We start from the raw sequence: 23,097 nt of genomic DNA, 5'->3' as shown, positions 1-23,097 counted from the left end.
CCGTCAGTTTCACGCTGCCGCTGGTCTGGCCCGCTGCAATGGTGATGCTCTGGCCGTTGCTCAGGGTAAAGCTCAGACCCTTGTGACCGCTCACCGGCAGACCGTCCTTATTGGTCAAGGTTACGGTATAGGTCACCTCGCCACCTTCGGACACGGTGGACTTGTCTGCACTCAGGGTGGCAACCACTTCATTTTCGGTATCGCTGATGGTGACGGTGGCATTGCCACCAAGCTCCAGGTTCTCGAAGCTCTTGCCAGCGACAGTAGCATCACTCAAACCCACGGTCAGGGTATCGCCATCCTTGAACACGTCATCGCCCTGTGCCGCCGGGCTGTAGGGCACGCTGGTCTCACCTTTCGGGATCACCACGCTGTCACCGTTGCTCAGGGTGACGGTCAGGTCGTGGTCCAGCGCCTGGCTCACCTTGACCGTGAACACCGGCTGCTGGGCTTCGGTCACATCACCATTGCTCTCGATGGTCACCGAAACCTTGTCGCCTTCCCCGTTGGGCTCGTCGGTCACCGTGGTGGTCACCGCCCCCGGCAACACCGGGGCCTTCTCGTAGCCACCGCCACTGGTCTCGCTCACGCTGACCTGGAACTGCTCGGCCGGCTCGGCATAGACGTCATCCAGGGTCGCCACGTCGAAGCTCACCGAGGTGGTGCCCGCCTTGATGACCGCCTCGCGGGTCACCGCCTGGACATCACCGTTGTCGGTGGTGATATGACCCACCACCACCTTGACGGTCAGATCCGTTTTCGGGGCATCGCTGATGTTCAGGGTGTAGTTGGCCTTGCCCCCCTCGACCACATTGGCATCGCCGGTCAGGGTCAGGGTCGGCGCATCCTGATCATCAACCACTGTATTGGTGATGGTGCCAGTGGTAACAACGCTCTCGTAATTGCCACCACTGGTCTTGTCGATAGTGACGCTCAGCGACTCTTCACCTTGCTGATAAATGTCATCTCCACGAACCGGTACCGGTTCACTGTTGGCACTGCTGCTGCCCACCGGAATGGTGATCACCACCCCGTTGGAGAGGGTCACGGCCAGCGGGCTGCCGGTCACCGGGTTGCTGACACTGGCGGTGTAGACAATGCTGCCGCCCTCGATCACGGTCTGGCCGTTGGTGGCCGAGCTCAGGGTCACGGTGGTAGTGTCTACAGTGTCGACCACGTCGGTGGTCACCTTGCTGCTGGTGTCCAGCTGTTCATAGTTGCCACCGCTGCTGCCGGTGATGCTCACCGTCAGGCTGCTGCCATCTTTGTAAACGTCGTCACTCGGGGCATCGACCGTCACACTGCCGCTCAACTCACCCGCCTTGATGGTGATGCTGGCGCCGTTGGACAGGGTCAGCACCAGGTCACTCTGCGGGGCGTTGTTGACGTTGGCACTGTAGGTGATCTGCCCACCTTCGTTGACCTGCGCCGGAGCACCCAGGGTGACGGTGGTGGTGTCGACAGTGTCGTTAATCTGGGTAGTCGTTGAAGGTCCAGTGATAATCTGGTTGAAACCACCACCCTGAGTACCGGTAATCGAAACGGAGATCGTTGACGGGTCGACATAAGGGCTGTCTGCTGGAGCAGCAACAGTGACTGAACCGGAACTCTGGCCGACGGGAATGATGATCACTGCACCATTTGACAGCTGAATAACCAAGTCAGAACCAAAAACAGGTTCATCTAATGTCGCAGTAAAGGTGATAAACCCACCTTCATTCACCTGTACATCTGCACTCAAGACAAGGTTGGCGGAGGTAAAAAGAGGATCATCTTCACCAACGGCTTCAAGCGGTGGCTCGCCATTGGTGTTGTAGGTGGTATCGAAAGTGGCTTCAGCAATGGTTGCGGAACCGGTACGGTCGATGGTGACAAAACCGCCGTTGCCACTGGCACCGGCGACGCCCCCAATACCGCCACCACCGGCGGCAGGTGCACCGCCTGCGGCAGAGGCTTCAAAGGCCTGGGTCGGGTCCGCGCCGCCCAAAATGGCCTGTTGTAGGGCACTGATATCATCAGGAGTACCTGCAGCGCCGTTTTGCGCCAGCTGGGGAGCATCTCCCTCTTCGGCAGGCTCACTCTGTTCGCTGGCGGGTTGCACATTGAATGACTGTCCGCCGCCCATGAAACTGGCGCCATCCGGCGACATGATCACCGCCCCTTTCGGCAGCACATCACCTTCAGCCAACAGCTTCCGGCTGCCATCTGCGGCAACCAGATAAATTTGTCCTTTAAGTTGGGTTACGGTTACGCCCTGTTCCAAGGTAACGGCATTGGTGATCATGTTCTCTCCTGAATCCTGATTTGAATGCAATAAGCCACAGCCTACTTTGCAGACTGAGGGGAAAAATAACCAGCTCGAAAATTCGAAAGGATAGACCGATTTGAGGCTGAACTGTTCAGCCAGACAGAAGTGTATAAAACGAGGTTGCGAGAATGGCAAAAACCAAAATTATCAATAAATTACAGAGTAATGACAGGAGCATGACAAAGCATGCTCCCGTCAAGATTAACCCTATACACCCGCCCAGAGGATGATAGCCAGCAGCTGTGGCGAGATGATCCGCAGGAACATCACCAGCGGGTAGACAGTGGCGTATGAGAGCGCACTGGCGCCACTGGTCGGGTGCATGGCGTTGGCAAAGGCTAGCGCGGGAGGGTCTGTCATGGAGCCGGCCAGCAAGCCGCACAGGGTCAGATAATTCATCTTGCCGTAGAGGCGCGCCAGCACACCGACCACCAGCAGCGGGATCAGGGTGATCGCCATACCGTAGAGCATCCAGGCCGGGCCATCACCGTTGATCAGGGTATCGACGAAACCGGCACCGGACTTGAATCCGACCACCGCCAGAAACAGCACAATCCCGATCTCCCGCAGCGCCAGGTTGGCACTGGGGGGCATGAACCAGTAAAGCTTGCCGATGCTGCCGATCCGCGACAGGATCAGCGCCACCACCAGCGGCCCACCTGCCAGACCCAATTTGAGAGCGGCTGGGAAACCGGGCAGATAGAAGGGGATGGAGCCGAGCAATACGCCAAGGCCAATCCCGATAAATACCGGCAACATCTGCACCTGTTGCAGTTTTTGCTGCACGTTGCCGACCACATTGGTCACCGCTTCGATGGCATCGAGACGCCCCACCAGGTTGAGAATATCGCCAAACTGCAGGCTGGTCTGACTGGTCGGCACCAGCTCGATACCAGCCCGGTTGAGGCGTGAGATCACCACGTCATAGCGCTGTTTGATGTCCAGATCGCGGATCTTCTTGCCAAGAACCTGCTCGTTGGTCACCACAACCCGCTCGACGCGCAGATCGGTGCCGCGGGTCGAGAGCGAGGTCTCCACCTCCTCCCCCAGCACCAGCAACACCTTGTGCAGCGCGTGACGCTCACCGACCAGGTGCAGCAAGTCACCCAGTTCGATACGGGATTCCGGCCGTGGCACCATCAGCTCGTCGCCCCGCTTGAGCCGTGAACAGATGACATCAGACTCGTCGAGACTCGGGATCTCGCTCAGCATCAGGCCGTGCATGTTGGGGTTGCGCACCGCGATGTTGATGGTCTGCAAGCTCTCCTTGGTTTTACCGGTTTGTAGCTCGAACTGGGCGGCTTCATCGTCGATCTTGATGCGAAAGAAGACCCTGACCAGCCACATGGTGAGCAAAATGCCACAGATACCAAACGGATAGGCAACCGCATAGCCCATCCCCATCAGGCCGGTAGAACCGGGCGCGGCGCCCAGCTCGGCCAGGATCTGCTGGCCCGCACCGAGGGATGGCGTATTGGTGACGGCACCGGAGAAGACCCCCAGAATGACCGGCAACGGCACATCGAAAAATTGATGCAAGCCAGCGGCCACCACGCAGCCAAGGATGACCAGCAAAGCGGCAAAGGCGTTGAGTTTGAGACCTGAACTGCGCAATGACGAGAAGAAACCCGGCCCGACCTGGATGCCGATGGTATAGACAAACAGGATCAGGCCAAATTCTTGAATAAAGTGAAGCGTTTGTGCATCCAGCGCGAGATCGGAGGCGCCTGCAAAGTGACCCACTATGATGCCGCCGAACAGCACCCCCCCTATTCCCAAGCCAACGCCATAGACTCGCCAGTTTCCCAGCCAGAGTCCTAGCACTGCCACCAGCGACAACATGCTGATGGAAAGCGCGATTTCACTCATTTCGTGCATCCTTTGCGAATTGAACTGGCCCTAGCTTGTCAGCAAACGCTGATGCCAACTGTGTGATACCGCACGAATTTATCCTTTTACGCGCTAAAAATACCAATTAAGGGCTAGTTGCAAGACGTTAGGCGACGTAGCCGTAAATGGCCATAAAGTGACAAACGCTGCCACCCAGCACAAAGAGATGCCAGATGGCGTGGTTATAGGGGATCTGCTTGGCCACATAGAAGATGACCCCGAGGCTGTAGATAAGGCCGCCAAGCCCGAGCAGCAGCAGCCCCTCACCGGCCAGATGGATGTAGAGCTGATAGATGACCACCAGCGACAGCCAGCCCAGCATCAGATAGGTGAACAGCGACAACTTCTTGAAGCGGTTGATAAACACCAGCTTGAACACCACGCCAGCCAGCGCCAGGGCCCAGATCACCACCATCAACCCCTTCGCCAGCGGCGTGTCTAACGCGACTAGCAGGAAGGGGGTATAGGTGCCGGCAATCAGCAGATAGATGGCGCAGTGATCAAACACCTTGCACCAGCGTCTGGCCCGCCCTGACCCCATGCTGTGATAGAGGGTCGAGGCGAGATAGAGCAGCACCAGACTGCCGCCATAAAGGCTGTAACTCACCAGCGCCTGCGTGCCCTGCCCCCATCCTTTGATGAGCAACAGCACCAGCCCGACAATCCCCAGCAACAATCCCGCACCGTGACTCAGCCGGTTTGCCAGCTCCTCCCGGGGAGAGTAATCCATCACACCACTCATAACATCGACTCCACAATAACTGTGGCTCACTCTACCCAGCGCCATTTCGGAGTACAAGTGTTCGCTTAAAAAATGGAGTGGCTGTCACCTGCCAACCTTTGGTGTATGCTCTGCCGCCGATGCCCGAGACAAGCGGCATAGACACCTACCCCGGTGACCTGGTCTGGAGAACCTGATGAAGTTGACTGAGCTGTTTGCACAAGCGGATCCCGCCTTTGGCGAGGCGATGAACACCTTGCTGGAGAGCTTCCACCACTCCGACGACAGTCAGGCCCCCTATCAGCGCGACCTGTTCACCCACCAGCTCGATCAATCCCGCATGCCTGCAGTCGGCCAACCTATCGAGGTGTATCTGGCACGGCTGGCTACTCTGGTACCCGGCGCCTCGCACCTCACCTCACCACGCTACATGGGCCATATGACGGCGCCACTGCCGGCTTATACTGCCGAGCTGTCGCGCCTACTGGTGATGCTGAACCAGAATCCGATGAAGATGGAGTCCTCCCGCCTGCTCAGCTTTCTGGAGCGGGAGGTGCTGGCCAAGCTGCACCGCCTCATCTATGGCAGGGACGATGCCTTCTACGGCGAGCAGATGCATGCCAAGGATGCCGCCCTCGGCGTCATGACCAGCGGTGGCACCATCGCCAACGTCACGGCACTGTGGCTGGCCCGCAACCGCGCCTGCGGCGACAACCTGTTCACCCTCTATGAGCAGGGCTATCGCGGCGCCGTCATTCTGGGTTCCCGGCTGATGCACTACTCCTTCGACAAGGGGATGGATCTGCTGGGGCTGGGCGCTCGCAGCGTCTGGCGCCTAGAGACCGACGAGCAGAACCGGCTCAGTCTGGCTGCGCTGGAGCAGGCGCTGATCCAGTGCAAAGAGCAGAAATTGAAAATACTGGCATTGGTCGGCGTGGCTGGCAGTACCGACTTTGGCTCCATCGACCCCCTGCCTGAGCTGGCCGCCATCGCCGAGCGCGAGCAGATCCACTTCCACGTGGATGCCGCCTGGGGTGGCCCGACCCTCTTCTCCCCCCGCTATCAAGGTCTTCTAGCCGGGATTGAGCGGGCTGACACCGTCACCCTTGATGGCCACAAGCAACTACTGGTGCCGCTCGGTACCGGCATGCTGCTCTGCCGCCAGCCCGACCTGATGATGGCGGTCAAGCGAGAGGCTCCCTACGCCATTCGCGCTACCTCGTTCGATCAGGGCCGCTTTACCCTGGAGGGCACCCGCCCGGCCAATGCCCTCTATCTGGATGCAGCTTTCCAACTCTTCGGCCAGCAAGGCTACGCCGAGCTTATCGAAGCCAACTACGACCGCGCCCGGCTGATGGCAGATCTCATCGAAAGTGACCCCGCCTTCGAGCTGATGTCGGCACCGGTGATGAACCTGCTCTCCTACCGCTGCATTCCACCCCACCTGCAGGGCAAGGTGCTGGATGAAGCGGCCAATGTACAGATCAACGACTTCAACGTAGCGCTGCAAAAAGCCCAGCGCGCCGAGGGGCACAGCTTTGTCTCCCGTACCCAGCGCGCCGTGGTGCGCTACGGTGCCCAGCCGCTTACCCTGCTGCGCGCCGTGCTGCTCAATCCCCTGATTGAAGAGCGCCATATTCGCGACCTGCTGGCCGATCAGCAGCGACTGGGGCTCACCATTGCTCGCCAACTGTTTGGCGACAGCGCGGAACCGGCGTAAAAATGAGCGGTCTTATTCATTTGCCGTTGTCCACCGTGCAGGTAGACTGGGCGAAATTTGCAGGCCATTTTTGAGGACTAGGCGCCAACAATGAAGCAATTTATTGAATTTATTCCACTTATCGTTTTCTTCGCGGTCTACAAGTTCTACGACATCTACATGGCTACCGGCGCACTGGTGGTGGTCACCGGTCTGCAGCTCGCCTATAGCTGGATCCGCTATCGCAAAGTCGAGAAGATGCAGCTCTTTACCTTCCTGCTGGTTGGCTTCTTTGGCGGCCTCACGGTTTTCTTCCACGATGACACCTTCATCAAGTGGAAAGTGACTGTCATCAACGTACTGTTCGCACTGGGCCTGCTCATCAGCCGTTACGGCTTTGGCAAGAACCTTATCAAACAGATGCTGGCCAAAGAGCTGCAAGCACCCGATAAGGTCTGGGACACAGTCAATCTCGGCTGGGTCGGCTTCTTTACCGTCTGTGGCCTGCTCAACCTCTACGTGGCATTCAACATGCCGCAAGAGATGTGGGTCAACTTCAAGGTATTCGGCCTGCTGGGGATGACGCTGGTCTTTACCCTGCTGAGCGGCGTCTATCTCTATCGCCACATCCCTGCCGAGCAGTTGTCCCAGCAAAAAGACGAACCAAAAAAATAACCCTCATCAGAAAAGGATTGTCTCATGTGGTATCTCATCTACTCCGAAGATGTCCCCGATAGCCTGCCACTGCGCAAGCAGGTTCGCCCTGCCCATCTGGCCCGACTGAAAGCCCTGCAGGATGAAGGGCGCCTGCTGACCGCCGGTCCCAACCCGGCCATCGATGCCGAGGATCCGGCCGATGCAGGTTTTACCGGCAGCACCGTCATCGCCGAGTTTGCCTCGCTGGCTGACGCCAAAGCCTGGGCTGATGCCGATCCCTATGTGGCAGCTGGCGTCTATGCCAAAGTGACCATCAAGCCGTTCAAGAAGGTCTTCTGACCCGAAGCGCATAGCGAAATAAAAAAGGCCGGACTGGAAGTTCATTCCAGTCCGGCCTTTTTGCATCCCGATATCTCGTTTATGCCTTGGCGACAAACCAGGGATTGAGGATATCGGGCTTGTTGTAAGCAAGGGATGAGCCATCGAGTTGGGTGACGCTGCCACCCGCCCCCTCCAGCACAGCCTGCGCCGCACCAGTGTCCCACTCGCAGGTAGGTGCGAGGCGCGGATAGAGCTCGGCGCCCCCTTCGGCGATGATGCAGAACTTCAGCGAACTGCCCATGGAGACCAGTTCGAGCTCGCCAAAAGGAGCCAAGAAATCGAGGGTCTCCTGCGACAGGTGGTTGCGACTGCCCACCACTCGCCACGCCTCGCCTTCACGATGAGGCCGGGTCTGGATAGGCTCGCGCTTGCCATCGGCGATGCGCCAGGCACCGAGACCCTTACCGCCATACCAGAGCTTGTCCAGCACAGGGGCATAGACCAGCCCCCAACGCGGCGCCCCCTCTTCGATCAACGCGATATTGACGGTGAACTCGCCGTTGCGGGAGACAAACTCCTTGGTGCCATCGAGGGGATCCACCAGCCAGTAGCGGGACCAGCAATGACGCACCGCCATCACCTCGGGCCCTGACTCCTCCGACAGCACAGGGATATCAGGAGTCAGCCGTGCCAACGCCTGCACTATCACCTCATGAGCCCCCTTGTCGGCCGCGGTCAGCGGACTCTCGTCGCTCTTGTACTCCACAGCGAAGGGCTGGCTGTAGATGGCCATGATGGCCGCCCCCGCCGCGCGGGCGACAGGTTCAAGTTCGGTGATATCGGGGTGGTACAGGGGATGATCCATAACAATCTCGTCCAACTCACAGGGTCAACCAGTGTAACCCTTTTGACATCAACTGCTTATAGCCGATTGTGCTGGGTTATTACAGCTCGGTGGCCGCCAGCCCATTGCCCTCACTTGAACAACACCTGAAATAACAAAGGACGCCGTGGCGTCCCTTGTTATTTCTAGCGACCGGTCTCAGGCCGCGGGCCTATTTTGCAACTCAGATCCCCTGACGGGCTTCCTGCATCAGCAGGCGCATATCGCTCACGGCCTTGGCCAGACCATCGAAGGCGGCACGGCCAATGATGGCGTGGCCGATGTTGAGCTCATAGAGCTCGGGGATGGCGGCGATGGCCTTGACGTTGTGGTAGTGCAGGCCGTGGCCGGCATTGACCTTCAAGCCCTTGCCTGCGGCATAGGAGGCGCCGGCGGCGATACGCTTGAACTCGGCGTTGCGCTCAGCATCGGTGGTGGCATCGGCGTAACGGCCGGTATGGATCTCGATAAAGGGGGCGCCACTCTCGGCAGCCGCATCGATCTGGATGGGATCGGCATCGATAAAGAGCGAAACCTGGGCACCTACGGCAGAGAGGCGGGCCACGGCGTCAGTCACCTTGGCCAGCTGACCGGCCACGTCCAGACCGCCCTCGGTGGTCACCTCGGTGCGCTTCTCCGGCACCAGACAGACGAAATGGGGCTTGATGCGGCAGGCGATGCCGATCATCTCTTCGGTCACCGCCATTTCAAGATTCATTCTGGTCTGGATAGTCTGGCGCAGGATCTCCACATCGCGGTCGGTGATGTGGCGGCGATCTTCACGCAGATGCACGGTAATGCCATCGGCCCCAGCCTGCTCGGCAACGAAGGCGGCCTGTACCGGATCAGGATACTGGGTGCCACGGGCGTTGCGCAGAGTCGCGATATGGTCGATGTTCACACCCAGATAGATTTCACTCATTGAGAACTCCTTGAAAGGCTTCATCTGTTGACTGCGCGGTCAGTGAATCACACCGCGCCAATATCCGTATGTCTGTAATCTGTGTCAGCCTTGCATGCTGGCTTTGCGTTTTAAAAACAGCTCCCGGCTCTTTAGCTGGCGCTTGCCCAGATAGGGTTGCAGCGCCAGTCGGCTGAAACGTTTGGCCGCCTGTAGCAAGGGAGGGGTATCGAAACGTCCCTCGGCAAAGGCGAGCAGGTGGGCACCGAGAAACAGGGTACGGGGATCCGGCGCCCGCTCGCAAGCAACAAAGCCCAATTCACGCTCGAAGCCATAGAGCAGGGTCGGCTCGATGGGCGACTCGTCGTCCGCCGTGTATTCGAAATCCACCGCATAACCGAGCGCCTGCAACAGCAGGAACTCGAAGCGACGCAGCGGCAGCTCCGGCGTCTCGCCATCGGCCAGCGCCATGATGGCACGGGCATAGGCATCGAACACTTCGGGGAACGGGGTGTGAGCTTCCAGCAGGTAGTAGACCAACTCGTTGAGATAGAGGCCGTAGAAGAGGCGATCGCCACCGAGACGCAGGGAGTGATCCGGGCATTCGACCTGGGTGAGGTTCTTGAGATCCCCCTTGCCGCGCCAAGCGATGGTGAGCAGGGTAAAGGGTTGCAGCAGCCCCTTGAGAGGGGAGCGTGGCCCGCGAGAACCGCGAGCCACCAGAGTAAATCGGCCACTATCCTGGGTGAAGACCTCGATCAGCTGGCTGGTCTCCCGATAGGGCCGACTGTGGATGACGAAAGCCGGGGTCAGCAATCAGTCGTCACCATACCCGAGGCTGCGCAGGGCGCGCTCATCATCAGCCCAGCCCGACTTGACCTTGACCCACAGCTCGAGGTGCACCTTGTTCTGGAACAGACGTTCCATATCGAGGCGCGCTTCGGTGCCGATGGTCTTGATCTTCTCGCCTTTGTTACCGATGACCATCTTCTTCTGGCCATCGCGCTCGACCAGAATGAGGCCGTGGATGTGGTAGAGGCCATTCTCTTCCACCTTGAAGCGCTCGATCTCCACCGTCACCGAGTAGGGCAGCTCTTCACCGGTGAAGCGCATCAGCTTCTCGCGGATGATTTCGGAGGCCATAAAGCGGGAGGAGCGGTCAGTCACGTAATCTTCCGGGAAGAAATGGACGTTTTCCGGCAGCAGATCCTTGGCCCACTCGCGGATCTTCTCCACGTTGGTGCCCTTTTCGGCACTGATGGGCAGAATATGGGCGAAGTTCATCTGTTGGCCCAGCCACTCGAGGTGGGGCAGCAGATCTTCTTTCTCTTTGACGTTGTCGATCTTGTTGACCGCCAGTACCACAGGGCACTTGAGATTGCGCAGCTTGCCCAGCACCATCTCGTCGTCTTTGGTCCAGTGGGTACCGTCGACCATGAACACCACCATGGCCACATCACCCAGCGAACTGGTGGCGGCACGGTTCATCAGGCGGTTGATGGCCCGTTTCTCTTCAATGTGCAGACCCGGGGTATCCACATAAATGGTCTGGTAGTTCTCCTCGGTGTCGATCCCCAAAATCCGGTGACGGGTGGTCTGGGGCTTCTTCGAGGTGATGCTGACCTTCTGGCCAAGCAGCTTGTTAAGCAGGGTGGACTTGCCCACATTCGGGCGGCCCACGATGGCGACAAAGCCGCAGTAGGTGGTATCTGTCATGACAGTTTTTCCAATGCTTGCTGCGCCGCGGCCTGTTCGGCCTTGCGACGGCTGGTGCCGACCCCGACGAGGGGACCATCCAGACCTTCCACGTCACACTGGACAGTGAACTCCTGGTTGTGTGCCTCGCCCTTGACGTTGGTCACGGTGTAGGTCGGCAGGGATTTGCGGCTTCCCTGCAAAATTTCTTGCAGACGGGTCTTGGGATCTTTCTGCTCAATGCCCGGCTTGATCTCTTCCAAGCGGCTGGCATACCAGCTCAGCAACAGTGTCCGCACCGTCTCAAGATTGGTATCCAGATAGACGGCACCGATCACCGCCTCGACCGTGTCGGCCAGAATGGATTCGCGGCGAAAACCGCCGCTCTTGAGTTCGCCGGGGCCGAGGATCAGGTGATCCCCGAGATCAAACTCCCGGCCCAGTTCGGCCAGGGTCTTCTCGCGCACCAGGGTGGCGCGCATCCGGCTGAGATCCCCTTCCGCCGCTTGCGGGAAACGGTGGAATAGATCGTCGGCAATCACCAGACTCAAAATAGAGTCACCCAGAAATTCCAGTCGCTCATTGTGACGGGAACCGGCGCTGCGGTGAGTCAGCGCCCGGGTCAGCAGTTCCAGATCCGCAAAAACATGCCCGAGACGGGACTGCAGTCTGTTCATCTTGATATTCATTTACTTGATTCCGCCAATGCGGTTGAAGCGCACACCTGTCGGTACCCAACTTGGCAGCAGGGAGCCTTCTTCGCGCTCGAATTCAAAACTTATCCAGATAGCGACCGCCTTGCCGACCAGATTCTGCTCGGGCACAAAGCCCCAGAATCGGCTGTCGGTGCTGTTGTCGCGGTTGTCGCCCATCACGAAATACTGGCCTTCCGGTACCACCCACTCGTCGGGGTAGGTGCCGGGCTGGCGATAGTAACGACCAACCATGTCGGGCATCAGCGGATTGCGCAGGGTCTCGTGGGAGACATCACCCAACTGCTCGGTATAGCGATCAAGGGGGATCCCCATCTGGGTAAATTCGCCTCTTTGTTCAAACTTGACGTCGAGCTTCTTGAAGCCCGGACACGTTTTCCCTTCCTGCTCTTCGCACTTGGGCCGGATCATCAGCTCCTTGTTGCGATAGATGACCCTATCACCCGGCATGCCGACCACCCGCTTGATGTAGTCAACGCGCGGTTCAAGGGGATACTTGAACACCACCACGTCGCCACGCTTGGGCTCGCCAGTCTCGAGGAACTTGGTGTTGGTCACCGGGTCCCGCAGACCGTAGGCAAATTTTTCCACCAGGATGAAGTCGCCCACCAGCAGGGTGGGCATCATGGAACCTGACGGGATCTGGAACGGTTCAAAAATGAACGAACGCAGGATCAGCACAAAGGTGATGACCGGGAAGACCCCGGCGGTCTGCTCAATCCAGACCGGCACGGGGGCCACCTTGGCCAGGGTCTTCTCATCCAGGTGGGCACCGCCATGGGCACGAGCCACGGCAATCTTGGCGGCGCGCTGCTTGGACCAAATCATCTTGTCCAGACACCAGATAACACCGGTGATCGCGCAGACCACCACCAGGATCAGGGAAAACGTGCTTGCCATCTATTAATCCTTTCCGACGTGGAGAATCGCGAGGAAGGCTTCCTGCGGCACGTCGACACGGCCGAGGGACTTCATCCGCTTCTTACCTTCTTTCTGCTTGTTCAGCAGTTTCTTCTTACGACTCACGTCACCACCGTAACACTTGGCGGTTACGTCTTTACGCAGAGCCTTGACGGTGCTGCGAGCGATGATCTGGTTGCCGATGGCCGCCTGAATCGCAATATCGAACATCTGGCGCGGGATCAGCTCGCGCATCTTCTCCACCACCTGACGACCGCGATACTGGGCGTTGTCCTTGTGGGTGATGATGGCCAGGGCATCGACCCGCTCACCGTTGATCATGATATCCAGACGGACCATGTCGGAGGTTTCGAAACGCTTGAAGCCATAGTCCAGCGAGGCGTAACCACGACTGGTGGATTTCAGACGGTCGAAGAAGTCGAGCACCACTTCCGCCATCGGGATTTCATAGGTCAGCGCCACCTGCTTGCCGTGGTAGACCATGTTGGTCTGCACGCCACGCTTCTCGATACAGAGGGTGATCACGTTGCCCATGTACTCCTGCGGCAGCAGGATATGACACTCGGCGATCGGCTCGCGCATCTCCTTGATGCTGGTGATGGCGGGCATCTGGGCCGGGCTGTCGATGTGGATGGTGGAACCGTCGGTCAGCTCGATCTCGTACACTACGGTCGGCGCCGTGGTGATCAGATCCAGATCGTATTCACGCTCCAGACGCTCCTGAATGATCTCCATGTGCAGCATACCGAGGAAGCCGCAACGGAAGCCGAAGCCCAGTGCAGTGGAGCTCTCCGGTTCGAAGAACAGGGAGGCATCGTTCAGGGAGAGCTTGTCGAGGGCGTCACGGAACGACTCGTAGTCATCGCTGGAGATAGGGAACAGACCCGCATAAACCTGCGGCTTCACCTTCTTGAAGCCAGCCAGCGCCTTGTCGGCACCGTTCTTGGCCTGAGTCAGGGTATCGCCCACCGGCGCGCCGTGGATATCCTTGATACCGCAGACAACCCAACCTACCTCGCCACAGCCCAGCCCCTGGGTATCCACCTGCTTGGGCGTGAAGATACCGATACGATCGACCCCCCACACCTGACCGGTGCTCATCACCTTGATCTTGTCGTTCTTCTTCAAAGAACCGTTCTTGATCCGCACCAAAGAGACAACGCCCAGATAGGAGTCGAACCAGGAGTCGATGATCAGCGCCTGCAACGGGGCATCCGGGTCACCTTCCGGCGCCGGGATCTTGGCGACGATCTCTTCCAGCACCAGGTCAACACCCAGGCCGGTCTTGGCAGAGCAGCGCACCGCATCGACTGCGTCGATACCGACGATGTCTTCGATCTCCTCGGCAACCCGCTCGGGTTCTGCGGCCGGCAGGTCAATCTTGTTCAGCACCGGCACCACTTCCAGATCCATTTCCATGGCGGTATAGCAGTTGGCCAGAGTCTGTGCCTCAACCCCCTGGCCGGCATCCACCACCAGCAGCGCCCCTTCACAGGCCGCCAAAGAGCGGGAGACCTCGTAGGAGAAATCCACGTGGCCCGGGGTGTCGATAAAGTTCAGCTGGTAGGTGTTACCGTCTTGTGCCTGGTAGTTCAGGGTCACACTCTGTGCTTTGATGGTAATGCCGCGCTCGCGCTCCAGATCCATGGAGTCAAGCACCTGAGCCTGCATCTCGCGGTCGGACAAGCCACCGCAAGTCTGGATCAGACGGTCCGACAGGGTCGATTTACCGTGGTCGATGTGCGCAATAATCGAAAAGTTACGAATGTGTTTCATCGAGCAAGAGTCACTCAAAATTAGTTAAGGTCAGTTATGGAGGCGCGATTTTACTGGATAACCCGGCTGACGGCCATTCTTTAGTCGCCAGCGCCAGTGAAATAGCGCCTGTTCGGTCAGGGGAGGATGCGGACAGGGACTACCACGCCGAGCATCTGCGGGCCGTAGCGCCCCTGATCCAGGCGGTTGGAAAAGTAACGAACCAGTAAAAAGCCCAGCACGCCCCCCAGCAGGCAGCAGAGAATGGTAATTCCCTCCCCGCCCGAGAGCAGCGGCGCCAGCCAGAGCTGCCCCAGCAAGGCGCCGGCCAACAGACAGAAAAGCGGCAGCACATAGACCAGCGCAGCCCCGCGCAGCAGACTCTCCTGCGGGATACCGAGCCTCACTTGCTGGCCAACCCGCACCTCGGCGGTCAGCCTGACCCGCAAGCGGGGAGCTTTCAGGGGAAACGCCTTCGCCACGGTGCCGGTACCGCAGTTGGATTGCTGCTGACAACCACTGCAGGCGGAGCGACGCTCGCACTCCACCCAGGCATGGGCACCCTCAATGGCCACCACGGTCGCCAGCTCTTCACTCATCTCATTCACGGCAACACCTCGGGTTCACACAATCAGGGGATCTGACCACGACTCACCACGCTCGGCAAGCGGGGAAGAACCCCGCATCCCCCGTTACTGCACCGCTTCGTTGCGGGCCAGCGGCTGGACCGACTCGGCGATGCGCTTGGCGGTTTCGGCAGGCACCTCGCCGACCACGGTGATCTCGACCCCTACCTCGTTGACATAGCTCACCAGCGAGGTCGCCCCCTGGCGGATCAGCTGCTGGCGCACCGCCTGCTTGGGATCCACCCGGGAGACGTAGACCGAGAGATCCACCAGCCCGTCGGAGAGCATCATGTAATCCACCGGCATACTGGTGGTCACCAGCTGGTGCCGGTCTTGCGACAGCACCTTGAAGCCATCGGGCAACCAGGTGATCTGCCAGTTCAACTGCTGTTGCGGCGCCGGATAGGCATCCTCCAGCGCCAGCGCCGGAGGCTGCTTGCTGTTGGCCAGCTTCACCAGCCAGGGGGCCGGTTTGCTCTGCAGATCCAGTTCGACACCAAGTACCTGCTCTACCAGATTGCCTTCCCGCTCGACCATGTCGATCCGCAGCAGCAAGTGGCTCTGCTCGTCAATCCAGAGCACGAAACCATATTTGTCGGCCTCTTTAGGCACCAGCCTCACCACCTGTGCCACCACACCGGCGACCCGGCTGCGACCTGCCAGCACTGGATCATAGCTCTCCAGCACCTGCGCCAGCGGCATCTTCACCAGGGTCGACCAGATGCCGGGGAAGCGGGCATCCTTCAGGGTGTAGGGATCGTGGCTGTTTTCAAAGAAGGTGTATTCATTCTGGCGCTGGAGATACTCGATCGCCTTGCCGTCAAGGTAACTGAGGTGGGCAACTTCCTTGCCGTTGATGACGGCATGGCTGATCCGGATCGGTTCAAGACGCCCCTGACGAGCCTTGACCATGGACAACTCGAAATTCTGTTGCTGCACGGCACTCTGCATCTGCTGCAACAAGGCCTCGGCCGACTTATCGTCGGCCGAGGCCTTGGCACTGATCAGCAGGAGAGAGGCCAGCAAAATACGGCTGGACTGGCGCACGTTTGTATCCCTGACAATTCGTTATTGTTGGATCTGTCTGTCTTGCAACAGGCGCTGCTGCAACTGGTGGTCACGCAAGAAGGCGTTAATCCGCTCCCGCTGCTCCTGCATCTGCTGTTCGGTCAGCCCTTGCTGACGGGCACGGGCGCCATCCTGTTGCGGATAGTGAACACTCACCGGCGCCGCACTGCCACCGATTGGAATGGTATTGAGCACCGGATTGGCCGGAACGCCATCCTGCCCCTGATACTGCTGCACCCCGAAGATAACGGCAGCGGCCACGGATGCCGCAATGGCATATTGACCCAGTTGCTGACCAACACGGCGGAACAACGGAACCACATTAGAATCTGTCTTGACCGGCGCAACGGCAGGTTGCAGCACGGGAGCCGTCTCGACCGGCTTGGGTGCCAGTATGGTGGGCTCATCCTCCAGCGCAGCCATGATGCTGTCACTGAGATCCAGTTGCAGATTGACCGGCAGGTCACCCCGCATGGCATCGCCGATCAGGTGGTAACGACCCCAGGTATCTTGCAAGTCGGAGTCCATCTCCAGCTCGTTCAGTACCTCTGCGTCACTCAGGTCACCATCCATCAGGGCAGAGATTTGCTCTTTATTTGCCATAAGTTAACCCGTCTTTCCCCAGTTAATTCTCGATCAGAGGTTGCAGCTTTTTATCGATTGCTTCCCTCGCCCGGAAGATACGGGATCTGACCGTACCCACAGGGCAATCCATGATTTCGGCAATCTCTTCGTAGCTCAGCCCTTCCAGTTCGCGAAGGGTGATAGCTGTCCTCAGGTCTTCCGGCAATGCCTCTATGGCTGAAAACACGGTGCGTTTGATCTCGTCAGTCAGCGCCAGGTTTTCGGGGGTTGAGACCTCTTGCAAGGCTTCACCACCACCATAAGACTCCGCTTCGTCAGCCTCCACATCACTGCTGGGCGGCCTGCGCCCCTGGGAGGTGAGATAATTCTTCGCCGTGTTCACGGCAATTCGGTACAACCAGGTGTAAAAAGCACTTTCGCCACGGAATGTCGGCAATGCACGGTAGGCTTTTATAAAGGCCTCTTGCGCCACATCGGGCACATCACCGGGATTGTTGACATACCTGGCAACCAGGTTGACCACCTTATGCTGGTATTTTTTTACCAACAGGTTGAAAGCTGCTTTATCGCCGCGCTGGACCCGTTCAACCAGCTGTTCGTCCAGTAGATTCTGGTCGCTCATCAGAGCCGTAAAACCCCCATCAGGTTATCGTTTTTCTTTTCCGGCCCTTCCTAAGCGCACAAGTTCAGACAGGGAGAATCAGAGAAAGTTCGCTTCAATTGAAAAAAATGTGATGCAGGCTGCATCCTCGCCCTCGCTTGGGCTACCATGGTGCCAGTTCTTAATCCAGGCCAATGATACTTATGAAAGCAAGTGTTGAATACCTTTGCGATGTACTGATCATTGGCAGCGGTGCCGCTGGTTTGTCCCTCGCGTTGCGATTGGCAGACCACGCCAAAGTCCTGGTTCTGAGCAAGGGGCCCATCAGTGAAGGGGCCACTTTCTATGCGCAAGGAGGCATCGCTGCCGTTTTCGACGAAACCGACAGCATCGAATCCCACGTGAGCGACACGCTCAACGCGGGCGCCGGGTTGTGTGACCCGGCAGTGGTGGAGTTCACCGCTCGCCACGCCCGCGAATCCATTCAGTGGCTCATTCAGCAAGGGGTTCCCTTCGATCAGGAGGAGAACGCCGACGGCGAATCCCAGTACCACCTCACCCGCGAAGGGGGCCACAGCCATCGCCGCATCTTCCACGCGGCCGACGCCACCGGCAAGGCGGTGCAGCTCACCCTGATCGATCAGGTTCGTGCCCACCCCAATATCCAGCTGATGGAGCGCTTCAACGCGGTCGACCTCATCACCACCCGCAAGCTCAACCTGCCGGGCAACAAGGTGCTGGGGGCCTACGTCTGGAACCGCAACGCCGAGCAGGTCGAGGTGATCCGTGCCCGTTTCGTGGCACTGGCCACCGGCGGAGCCTCCAAGGTCTACCAGTACACTTCCAACCCGGATGTGAGCTCTGGCGATGGCATCGCCATGGCGTGGCGGGCCGGTTGCCGGGTGGCGAACCTGGAGTTCAACCAGTTCCACCCCACCAGCCTGTTCCACCCGGACGACCCCAACTTCCTGCTGACCGAAGCGCTGCGTGGCGAGGGGGCCTATCTGCGCCGCCCGGACGGCAGCCGCTTTATGCCGGAGTTTGACGAGCGGGCCGAGCTGGCACCGCGCGATATTGTCGCCCGCGCCATCGACCACGAGATGAAGCGGCTCGGGGCGGATTGCATGTATCTGGATATCAGCCACAAACCGGCCGATTTCATCATCAAGCACTTCCCGACCATTTATGAGCGCTGCCTTGCAGTCGGAATCGACATCACCAGGGAGCCGATGCCCATCGTGCCGGCTGCCCACTACACCTGTGGTGGCGTGATGATCGACAACAACGGCCAGACCGATATCCCCGGTCTCTACGCCATCGGTGAAGTGACCTACACCGGTCTGCACGGCGCCAACCGCATGGCCTCCAACTCCCTGCTGGAATGCGTAGTTTATGCCCATCAGGCGGGGGCCGACATTCTGGCCAAGCTGCCGATGAGCGTGGAGCCGCCGCGCCTGCCGGTGTGGGACGAGAGCAAGGTGGAAGATTCCGACGAACTGGTGGTGATCCAGCACAACTGGCACGAGCTGCGGTTGATGATGTGGGACTACGTGGGGATAGTGCGTACCAACAAGCGCCTGGCCCGCGCCAAGCGCCGTATCGACCTGCTCAAGCAGGAGGTGCAGGAGTACTACGCCAACTTCCGTGTCTCCAACAACCTGCTGGAGCTGCGCAACCTGCTGCAGGTGGCCGAGCTTATCGTCAACTGCGCCCTGCAGCGCAAGGAGTCTCGCGGCTTGCACTACAACCTGGATTATCCGGATATGCTGCCGGACTCCAAACCGACTGTGCTGACCCCGGAGCGGGATTAATCCCCCTTCCCGTAAAGCGTTGCAGCAATCAGTGACCCCGCCATGGCGGGGTCACTTGTTTTCAACCGCTTTTCAGCCACAAAAAGAGTACCGTAATCAGCCACATGGCAGCGGCTTATCGCGATAACTCAGCGCCTGGTTATCAGGGAAGCAGGCGTCAACGTCGGGACGGCAGAAAGTGGATGGCTCGCGCCAGCAGGCGATAATGTTCGGGGGGAAGGGCGTCGGAGAAGAGCCACAGTTGCCGTGGCGACGCCGATTCAGAGCCTTCCGGCTCGGGACAAAGCGTCAACCTGAGCGCGCCGGGCAGAATGCGACTGTTCTTGTCGAGCTGATAGCGACGACCTTGCCACTGTAGCCACTGGCCATCCCAGACAAGCTCGAACGGGGGCGCGGCGAGCGCCCGCCAGCTCAACCAAAGCGCCACCAGCCAGACGGGCAGCAACAGCGCCCACTGCCAACCTGCAATCAGGCCAGCCACCGGCCAAAGCAGCAACAGAAAGAGGGCCACCAGCAAATATTGCTGATGGCGGGAGGGGTGAACCTTCATGATCACCCGCTCCACAGTATTACCCCTGGCGGTCGTGGCGCGCCTGATTGCGCTCCAGGATCATCGGGATCATGGCGGCAAATGCGGGATCGGCAGGGACACCATGACCCATGCACCATTTGAACAGATCCGGATCGTCGCTCGCCAGCAGGCGGATAAAGGTCTGCTGATCGGCTTCGCTCAGGGAGTCGAACTCGTGTTCGAAAAAGGGCATAAAGATCACATCCAGCTCGAGCATACCGCGACGGCAGGCCCACTTCAGGCGGGATTTTTCAACTGGGCTCAACATGGCACTCTCCTTACAAAGACCGGGGGATGGTACCAGCTGGATTTTCCGGCTGACAAACATTAGTTACGTCTTTACCATGCAGCTCACATACTTTCTCTCTGGAATACCATCGTGAGCCTGCAACCACCTGTTTTTCCTGCCGAGCCGACCCGCTTCCCCCTGACCAAGCTGGCCATCACCCGTATCAGCGGCCAGGATCGCGTCAAATATCTGCAAGGTCAGGTCACCTGTGATGTCAACGCCCTGCAACCGGGGCAACAGACCCCGGGTGGCCACTGTGATCCCAAGGGCAAGCTGTGGAGCAATTTCCGCCTGCTCTGCCTCGACGACAGTCTGCTGCTGCTGACCAGCCCTTCAGTGTTGGAACGTCAGTTGCCGGAGCTGAAGAAATTTGCCGTCTTCTCCAAGGTCGAGATCGCCGCCGATGAGCGTCACGCTACCGGGATCGCCGGTACAGGCAGCGATGGCTGGATCACCGAGCAGTTTGGCCTTCTGCAGAGCGGTCTTATCGACGGCGGCATGGCGGTGAAGATCGAACAGGATCGCTGGCTGCTGGTAAGCAATCAGCAAGCCGACGCCCTGCCGCAAGGTGACGAGTCACTCTGGTGGGGGCTCGAGATCAAGGCGGGTCTGCCGCACATGGAGGCGGTGCATCAGGAGGAGTTCATCCCGCAGATGCTCAACCTGCAGGCGCTGGACGGTATCAGCTTCAACAAGGGTTGCTACATGGGGCAGGAGACGGTGGCCCGCGCCAAGTATCGCGGCGCCAACAATCGCGCCCTGTTCTTGCTGGCGGGCACCACCGGCGAGCCGGTCGCCAGCGGCGATACCCTGGAGCTGCAACTGGGTGACAATTGGCGCCGCAGCGGTATGGTGCTCAACGCCTGGCAACAGGCCGGGCAGGTGTGGCTCACCGCCGTACTGCCGAAAGATACCGAGGCTGACGCCCAATTCCGCCTCAAGCAGGACGCAGGCTCCCGCCTCACCCTGCAACCCCTGCCTTACGCCCTGACCGAGTAAGGTCGGCTAGCGAGGCACCCGCGCCAGCAGTGCCTCCTTCAGCCAGCGCCCCGCCTGCCCCAGCGGGCGGGCGCGATGCCACTGCAACTCCAGCGCCAGCGCGTGGCTGGCGATAAAGTCCGGCTCCAGCACCACCACTTCGCCGCGAGCCAACGGCTGATGCAGCAGAAATTCCGGGATAGCGGACCAGCCAAGGCCCCGCTTGACCAGCTCCAGCACCCCGAGATCCCCCTCGACCCACCACACCTGAGCCGAGATGCGAAAACGCTGGCGCTCGCTCCCTTCCCGTCGGCCGGTCACCATCAGCTGGCGTGTCCCCTGCAGATCGACCTCCCGCAGCGGCTGCTTGCGGGCCAGCGGATGATCCGGTGACACCACCAGCGGCATAGTCACCTCCCCCAGCGAATGGGCAACAATCTCCCGCTGCGGATGCACCTTCTGATAGCTGATGCCGAGCTGGGCCCGGCCGGTCACCAGCATCTCGGTCACATCTTCCATCAGCGGGAAGAGCAGCTCCAGCTCCACGGTCGGGTAACGAGTGGCGAACTCCTCCAGCAGGGTGCCGAGCCAGGGGAGGTGGGAGTCATCATCGATGGCCAGAGTGAGCCGCGTCTCCACCCCGGCCGCCAACTCGCCGGCAATGGACTGCAACCGTTCACTCTGCGCCAGCAGGATCCCCGCCTCCTGCACCATGCGGGCCCCCGCCTCCGTCAGCTGCGGATAGCGGCCGCTGCGGTCAAACAGGGTGAGCGCCAGATCGATCTCCAGATTGGCGATGGCGCTGCTCACCACCGACTGCGCCTTGCCCAGCTTGCGGGCGGCAGCGGAAAACGAGCCGGTTTCGGCGGCCGCCAGCAAGATCCTCAGTTGTTCCAGTGATGGCGTCATCTTATGGCCCTCCGGCAAGCCCTCTCATCCATCTATTTTAGCGATGGATACCAACATGAATCTATCGCTAAAGATCTATAGATTAACCAGCAATCCGTGAATGAACCTGATTGAGAGAGTGACTTATGCGTACCCGTAACGATCGCCTGCGCCATGCCATTGGCTTTGAATTCATTGGCCTGCTGATTGCCGCCCCGCTGGCCAGCTGGGTTACCGGGGTCGGGCTCAACCATATGGGCCCGCTGGCACTGTTCTTCTCGGTGCTGGCCACCGTCTGGAACTACATCTACAACATCGGGGTCGACAAGCTGCTGCTCAAATATCAGGGCCATACCCACAAGACCCTGTGGCAACGGGTGCTGCATACCTTCGGCTTTGAGGGCGGTCTGCTGATCGTCGCGCTGCCGGTCATGTCCTGGTGGCTGAGCGTCAGCATGCTGGAGGCGCTGGTGCTGGATCTGGGCTTCGTCGTCTTCTATCTGATCTATGCCTTCGTCTACAACTGGGGCTATGACAAGGTGTTCCCCATCCCCCGCGAAGTGCCGCACGGCATGCCACAAGGGGCGCGCTAAGGCACGAATCAGTTGGATTGAAACCGAGAAGTGAAGGTCAACAAGGGAAGGCAACAGAAGAAACGACACGGCCCCATCATGGCAGACATGATGGGGCCGCAAGAGGGATCAGCGCTGGCAGGCCGGCTGATTCAGAGGTAAGGATTCAGGCCTGCCCGTCGCTCAAGCCTGGGCTTTGAGCTCTTCGCCGCTCTCGTCGGCAGCGGCAGCCTCTTCAGGCTGTGCCTGGGCAGCCTGCAGCGCTTCCAGTTCGCTCTGATAATCGCTCAGGATCTGCTGGGCAACCGCCATATCTCCCTTGTGTTTGCGCTCGAACAGATGGTGCTGCACCACGCCGTTGAGATACTCCACCGTGATGGGCTGCTCCAGGGTGGCCATCAGCTCCTCTTTCTCCAGCTCGGCATTGATTTCATCGGCGGTCGTGCGCAGCAGCCCGGCCAATTGAACCAACATGCGGCGCTCACCTTCGCGCAGCAGGCTCAACATGCGGTTTCTCTGCTGCTCATTCTGTTGGGTCATACATTTCCTTACGTCAATTGGGAACAAGCCCGCTCATTCTGCCCTGTCCCCATGACAGCGTCTATCTCATGCCCCCCACTAATTTTTGGCGCTGGCTCACAAAT

24 protein-coding genes are annotated in these 23,097 nt (G+C 59.3%); 6 read left to right on the top strand and 18 right to left on the bottom strand.

The genetic code is table 11. The features are described from left to right. The 3 genes from AB5Y82_RS10860 to AB5Y82_RS10850 form a co-directional block, all read right to left on the bottom strand. Nucleotides 1-2,284, bottom strand: a 2,284-nt coding sequence (locus AB5Y82_RS10860; RefSeq protein WP_368173947.1) for a retention module-containing protein, incomplete at its 3' end; no start/stop codon positions are given. Nucleotides 2,285-2,515: 231 nt separating this feature from the next. After that, entirely contained in the window at nt 2,516-4,177 is a 1,662-nt protein-coding gene (locus tag AB5Y82_RS10855) for a putative transporter (protein WP_021229463.1), read from the bottom strand. 127 nt (nt 4,178-4,304) lie between these two features. After that, nucleotides 4,305-4,940, bottom strand: coding sequence for a hemolysin III family protein (locus AB5Y82_RS10850; RefSeq protein WP_042080056.1), 636 nt, complete (start codon nt 4,938-4,940; stop codon nt 4,305-4,307). A 175-nt stretch (nt 4,941-5,115) separates the two neighbouring features. Here AB5Y82_RS10850 and AB5Y82_RS10845 point away from each other — a divergent pair, with 175 nt between their 5' ends. The 3 genes from AB5Y82_RS10845 to AB5Y82_RS10835 all read left to right on the top strand — a co-directional run bounded on the left by AB5Y82_RS10845 (nt 5,116) and on the right by AB5Y82_RS10835 (nt 7,614). Then, nucleotides 5,116-6,639, top strand: coding sequence for an aminotransferase class V-fold PLP-dependent enzyme (locus tag AB5Y82_RS10845; protein WP_111901306.1), 1,524 nt, complete (start codon nt 5,116-5,118; stop codon nt 6,637-6,639). 90 nt (nt 6,640-6,729) lie between these two features. After that, a complete protein-coding gene (locus tag AB5Y82_RS10840; RefSeq protein WP_021229465.1) occupies nt 6,730-7,293 on the top strand; it encodes a septation protein A in 564 nt (187 codons plus the stop codon). Nucleotides 7,294-7,317: 24 nt separating this feature from the next. Next, nucleotides 7,318-7,614 carry a YciI family protein gene (locus tag AB5Y82_RS10835; protein WP_111901305.1) on the top strand — a complete coding sequence of 99 codons (297 nt, stop codon included), beginning with the start codon at nt 7,318-7,320 and terminating at the stop codon, nt 7,612-7,614. 79 nt (nt 7,615-7,693) lie between these two features. Here the strand turns inward: AB5Y82_RS10835 and cysQ are convergent, their stop codons facing one another. The 11 genes from cysQ to rpoE form a co-directional block, all read right to left on the bottom strand. After that, nucleotides 7,694-8,449, bottom strand: coding sequence for a 3'(2'),5'-bisphosphate nucleotidase CysQ (gene cysQ / locus AB5Y82_RS10830; protein ID WP_162632627.1), 756 nt, complete (start codon nt 8,447-8,449; stop codon nt 7,694-7,696). Nucleotides 8,450-8,663: 214 nt separating this feature from the next. Next, a complete protein-coding gene (gene pdxJ, locus AB5Y82_RS10825) occupies nt 8,664-9,401 on the bottom strand; it encodes a pyridoxine 5'-phosphate synthase (RefSeq protein ID WP_005340919.1) in 738 nt (245 codons plus the stop codon). An 84-nt stretch (nt 9,402-9,485) separates the two neighbouring features. Then, a complete protein-coding gene (gene recO, locus AB5Y82_RS10820) occupies nt 9,486-10,196 on the bottom strand; it encodes a DNA repair protein RecO (RefSeq protein WP_111901303.1) in 711 nt (236 codons plus the stop codon). Continuing rightward, nucleotides 10,197-11,096, bottom strand: coding sequence for a GTPase Era (gene era / locus AB5Y82_RS10815; RefSeq protein ID WP_042053921.1), 900 nt, complete (start codon nt 11,094-11,096; stop codon nt 10,197-10,199). After that, nucleotides 11,093-11,764: a ribonuclease III gene (gene rnc / locus AB5Y82_RS10810; RefSeq protein WP_005335394.1), complete on the bottom strand. Its 672-nt coding sequence runs from the start codon at nt 11,762-11,764 to the stop codon at nt 11,093-11,095. The genes era and rnc overlap by 4 nt, the downstream gene beginning before the upstream one ends. After that, complete coding sequence (lepB, locus tag AB5Y82_RS10805; RefSeq protein WP_005335395.1) at nt 11,765-12,688, bottom strand: signal peptidase I; 924 nt, start codon at nt 12,686-12,688, stop codon at nt 11,765-11,767. 3 nt (nt 12,689-12,691) lie between these two features. Beyond that, nucleotides 12,692-14,485 carry a translation elongation factor 4 gene (lepA, locus tag AB5Y82_RS10800; protein ID WP_005335396.1) on the bottom strand — a complete coding sequence of 598 codons (1,794 nt, stop codon included), beginning with the start codon at nt 14,483-14,485 and terminating at the stop codon, nt 12,692-12,694. A gap of 116 nt (nt 14,486-14,601) precedes the next feature. After that, nucleotides 14,602-15,063 (bottom strand): SoxR reducing system RseC family protein, encoded by a 462-nt coding sequence (locus tag AB5Y82_RS10795; protein ID WP_139428717.1) that lies wholly within the window; start codon nt 15,061-15,063, stop codon nt 14,602-14,604. 93 nt (nt 15,064-15,156) lie between these two features. Beyond that, nucleotides 15,157-16,137, bottom strand: a complete 981-nt coding sequence (locus AB5Y82_RS10790; protein ID WP_005335407.1) for a MucB/RseB C-terminal domain-containing protein — start codon at nt 16,135-16,137, stop codon at nt 15,157-15,159. Nucleotides 16,138-16,158: 21 nt separating this feature from the next. Further along, complete coding sequence (locus AB5Y82_RS10785) at nt 16,159-16,761, bottom strand: RseA family anti-sigma factor (protein ID WP_005335409.1); 603 nt, start codon at nt 16,759-16,761, stop codon at nt 16,159-16,161. A gap of 22 nt (nt 16,762-16,783) precedes the next feature. Then, nucleotides 16,784-17,365: an RNA polymerase sigma factor RpoE gene (gene rpoE / locus AB5Y82_RS10780; protein WP_005335411.1), complete on the bottom strand. Its 582-nt coding sequence runs from the start codon at nt 17,363-17,365 to the stop codon at nt 16,784-16,786. Between the two features lie 182 nt (nt 17,366-17,547). Here rpoE and nadB point away from each other — a divergent pair, with 182 nt between their 5' ends. Then, entirely contained in the window at nt 17,548-19,155 is a 1,608-nt protein-coding gene (gene nadB / locus AB5Y82_RS10775; RefSeq protein WP_107683463.1) for an L-aspartate oxidase, read from the top strand. Between the two features lie 157 nt (nt 19,156-19,312). Here nadB and AB5Y82_RS10770 read toward each other — a convergent pair whose 3' ends face one another. Both AB5Y82_RS10770 and AB5Y82_RS10765 read right to left on the bottom strand, forming a co-directional pair. Further along, nucleotides 19,313-19,705 (bottom strand): protein YgfX, encoded by a 393-nt coding sequence (locus AB5Y82_RS10770; protein ID WP_266135356.1) that lies wholly within the window; start codon nt 19,703-19,705, stop codon nt 19,313-19,315. Between the two features lie 19 nt (nt 19,706-19,724). Next, nucleotides 19,725-19,994 (bottom strand): succinate dehydrogenase assembly factor 2, encoded by a 270-nt coding sequence (locus tag AB5Y82_RS10765; protein ID WP_005335417.1) that lies wholly within the window; start codon nt 19,992-19,994, stop codon nt 19,725-19,727. 111 nt (nt 19,995-20,105) lie between these two features. On the opposite strand from AB5Y82_RS10765, the gene ygfZ reads away from it, so the two are divergent. Beyond that, nucleotides 20,106-21,014, top strand: a complete 909-nt coding sequence (ygfZ, locus tag AB5Y82_RS10760; RefSeq protein ID WP_368173946.1) for a tRNA-modifying protein YgfZ — start codon at nt 20,106-20,108, stop codon at nt 21,012-21,014. Between the two features lie 6 nt (nt 21,015-21,020). On the opposite strand, the gene AB5Y82_RS10755 is transcribed toward ygfZ, so the two are convergent. Then, nucleotides 21,021-21,902, bottom strand: coding sequence for a LysR family transcriptional regulator (locus AB5Y82_RS10755; protein ID WP_111901307.1), 882 nt, complete (start codon nt 21,900-21,902; stop codon nt 21,021-21,023). Between the two features lie 125 nt (nt 21,903-22,027). On the opposite strand from AB5Y82_RS10755, the gene AB5Y82_RS10750 reads away from it, so the two are divergent. After that, nucleotides 22,028-22,474 (top strand): PACE efflux transporter, encoded by a 447-nt coding sequence (locus tag AB5Y82_RS10750; RefSeq protein ID WP_111901298.1) that lies wholly within the window; start codon nt 22,028-22,030, stop codon nt 22,472-22,474. Nucleotides 22,475-22,636: 162 nt separating this feature from the next. On the opposite strand, the gene AB5Y82_RS10745 is transcribed toward AB5Y82_RS10750, so the two are convergent. After that, nucleotides 22,637-22,993: a hypothetical protein gene (locus tag AB5Y82_RS10745; protein ID WP_005362699.1), complete on the bottom strand. Its 357-nt coding sequence runs from the start codon at nt 22,991-22,993 to the stop codon at nt 22,637-22,639. Between the last annotated feature and the right edge of the window lie 104 nt (nt 22,994-23,097).

The organism is Aeromonas sp. s13 (genome assembly GCF_040907905.1).
In the GTDB taxonomy this organism is placed as follows: Bacteria; Pseudomonadota; Gammaproteobacteria; order Enterobacterales; family Aeromonadaceae; genus Aeromonas; species Aeromonas veronii.
This window is presented reverse-complemented; position numbering and strand designations above follow the sequence as displayed.

Coding starts and splice junctions, on each gene's coding strand:
- AB5Y82_RS10855 (WP_021229463.1), bottom strand. CDS start 4,177: ATGAGTGAAATCGCGCTTTCCATCAGCATGTTGTCGCTGGTGGCAGTG.
- AB5Y82_RS10850 (WP_042080056.1), bottom strand. CDS start 4,940: ATGAGTGGTGTGATGGATTACTCTCCCCGGGAGGAGCTGGCAAACCGG.
- AB5Y82_RS10845 (WP_111901306.1), top strand. CDS start 5,116: ATGAAGTTGACTGAGCTGTTTGCACAAGCGGATCCCGCCTTTGGCGAG.
- AB5Y82_RS10840 (WP_021229465.1), top strand. CDS start 6,730: ATGAAGCAATTTATTGAATTTATTCCACTTATCGTTTTCTTCGCGGTC.
- AB5Y82_RS10835 (WP_111901305.1), top strand. CDS start 7,318: ATGTGGTATCTCATCTACTCCGAAGATGTCCCCGATAGCCTGCCACTG.
- pdxJ (WP_005340919.1), bottom strand. CDS start 9,401: ATGAGTGAAATCTATCTGGGTGTGAACATCGACCATATCGCGACTCTG.
- era (WP_042053921.1), bottom strand. CDS start 11,096: ATGACAGATACCACCTACTGCGGCTTTGTCGCCATCGTGGGCCGCCCG.
- rnc (WP_005335394.1), bottom strand. CDS start 11,764: ATGAATATCAAGATGAACAGACTGCAGTCCCGTCTCGGGCATGTTTTT.
- lepB (WP_005335395.1), bottom strand. CDS start 12,688: ATGGCAAGCACGTTTTCCCTGATCCTGGTGGTGGTCTGCGCGATCACC.
- lepA (WP_005335396.1), bottom strand. CDS start 14,485: ATGAAACACATTCGTAACTTTTCGATTATTGCGCACATCGACCACGGT.
- AB5Y82_RS10795 (WP_139428717.1), bottom strand. CDS start 15,063: ATGAGTGAAGAGCTGGCGACCGTGGTGGCCATTGAGGGTGCCCATGCC.
- AB5Y82_RS10785 (WP_005335409.1), bottom strand. CDS start 16,761: ATGGCAAATAAAGAGCAAATCTCTGCCCTGATGGATGGTGACCTGAGT.
- rpoE (WP_005335411.1), bottom strand. CDS start 17,365: ATGAGCGACCAGAATCTACTGGACGAACAGCTGGTTGAACGGGTCCAG.
- nadB (WP_107683463.1), top strand. CDS start 17,548: ATGAAAGCAAGTGTTGAATACCTTTGCGATGTACTGATCATTGGCAGC.
- AB5Y82_RS10770 (WP_266135356.1), bottom strand. CDS start 19,705: ATGAAGGTTCACCCCTCCCGCCATCAGCAATATTTGCTGGTGGCCCTC.
- AB5Y82_RS10765 (WP_005335417.1), bottom strand. CDS start 19,994: ATGTTGAGCCCAGTTGAAAAATCCCGCCTGAAGTGGGCCTGCCGTCGC.
- AB5Y82_RS10755 (WP_111901307.1), bottom strand. CDS start 21,902: ATGACGCCATCACTGGAACAACTGAGGATCTTGCTGGCGGCCGCCGAA.
- AB5Y82_RS10750 (WP_111901298.1), top strand. CDS start 22,028: ATGCGTACCCGTAACGATCGCCTGCGCCATGCCATTGGCTTTGAATTC.
- AB5Y82_RS10745 (WP_005362699.1), bottom strand. CDS start 22,993: ATGACCCAACAGAATGAGCAGCAGAGAAACCGCATGTTGAGCCTGCTG.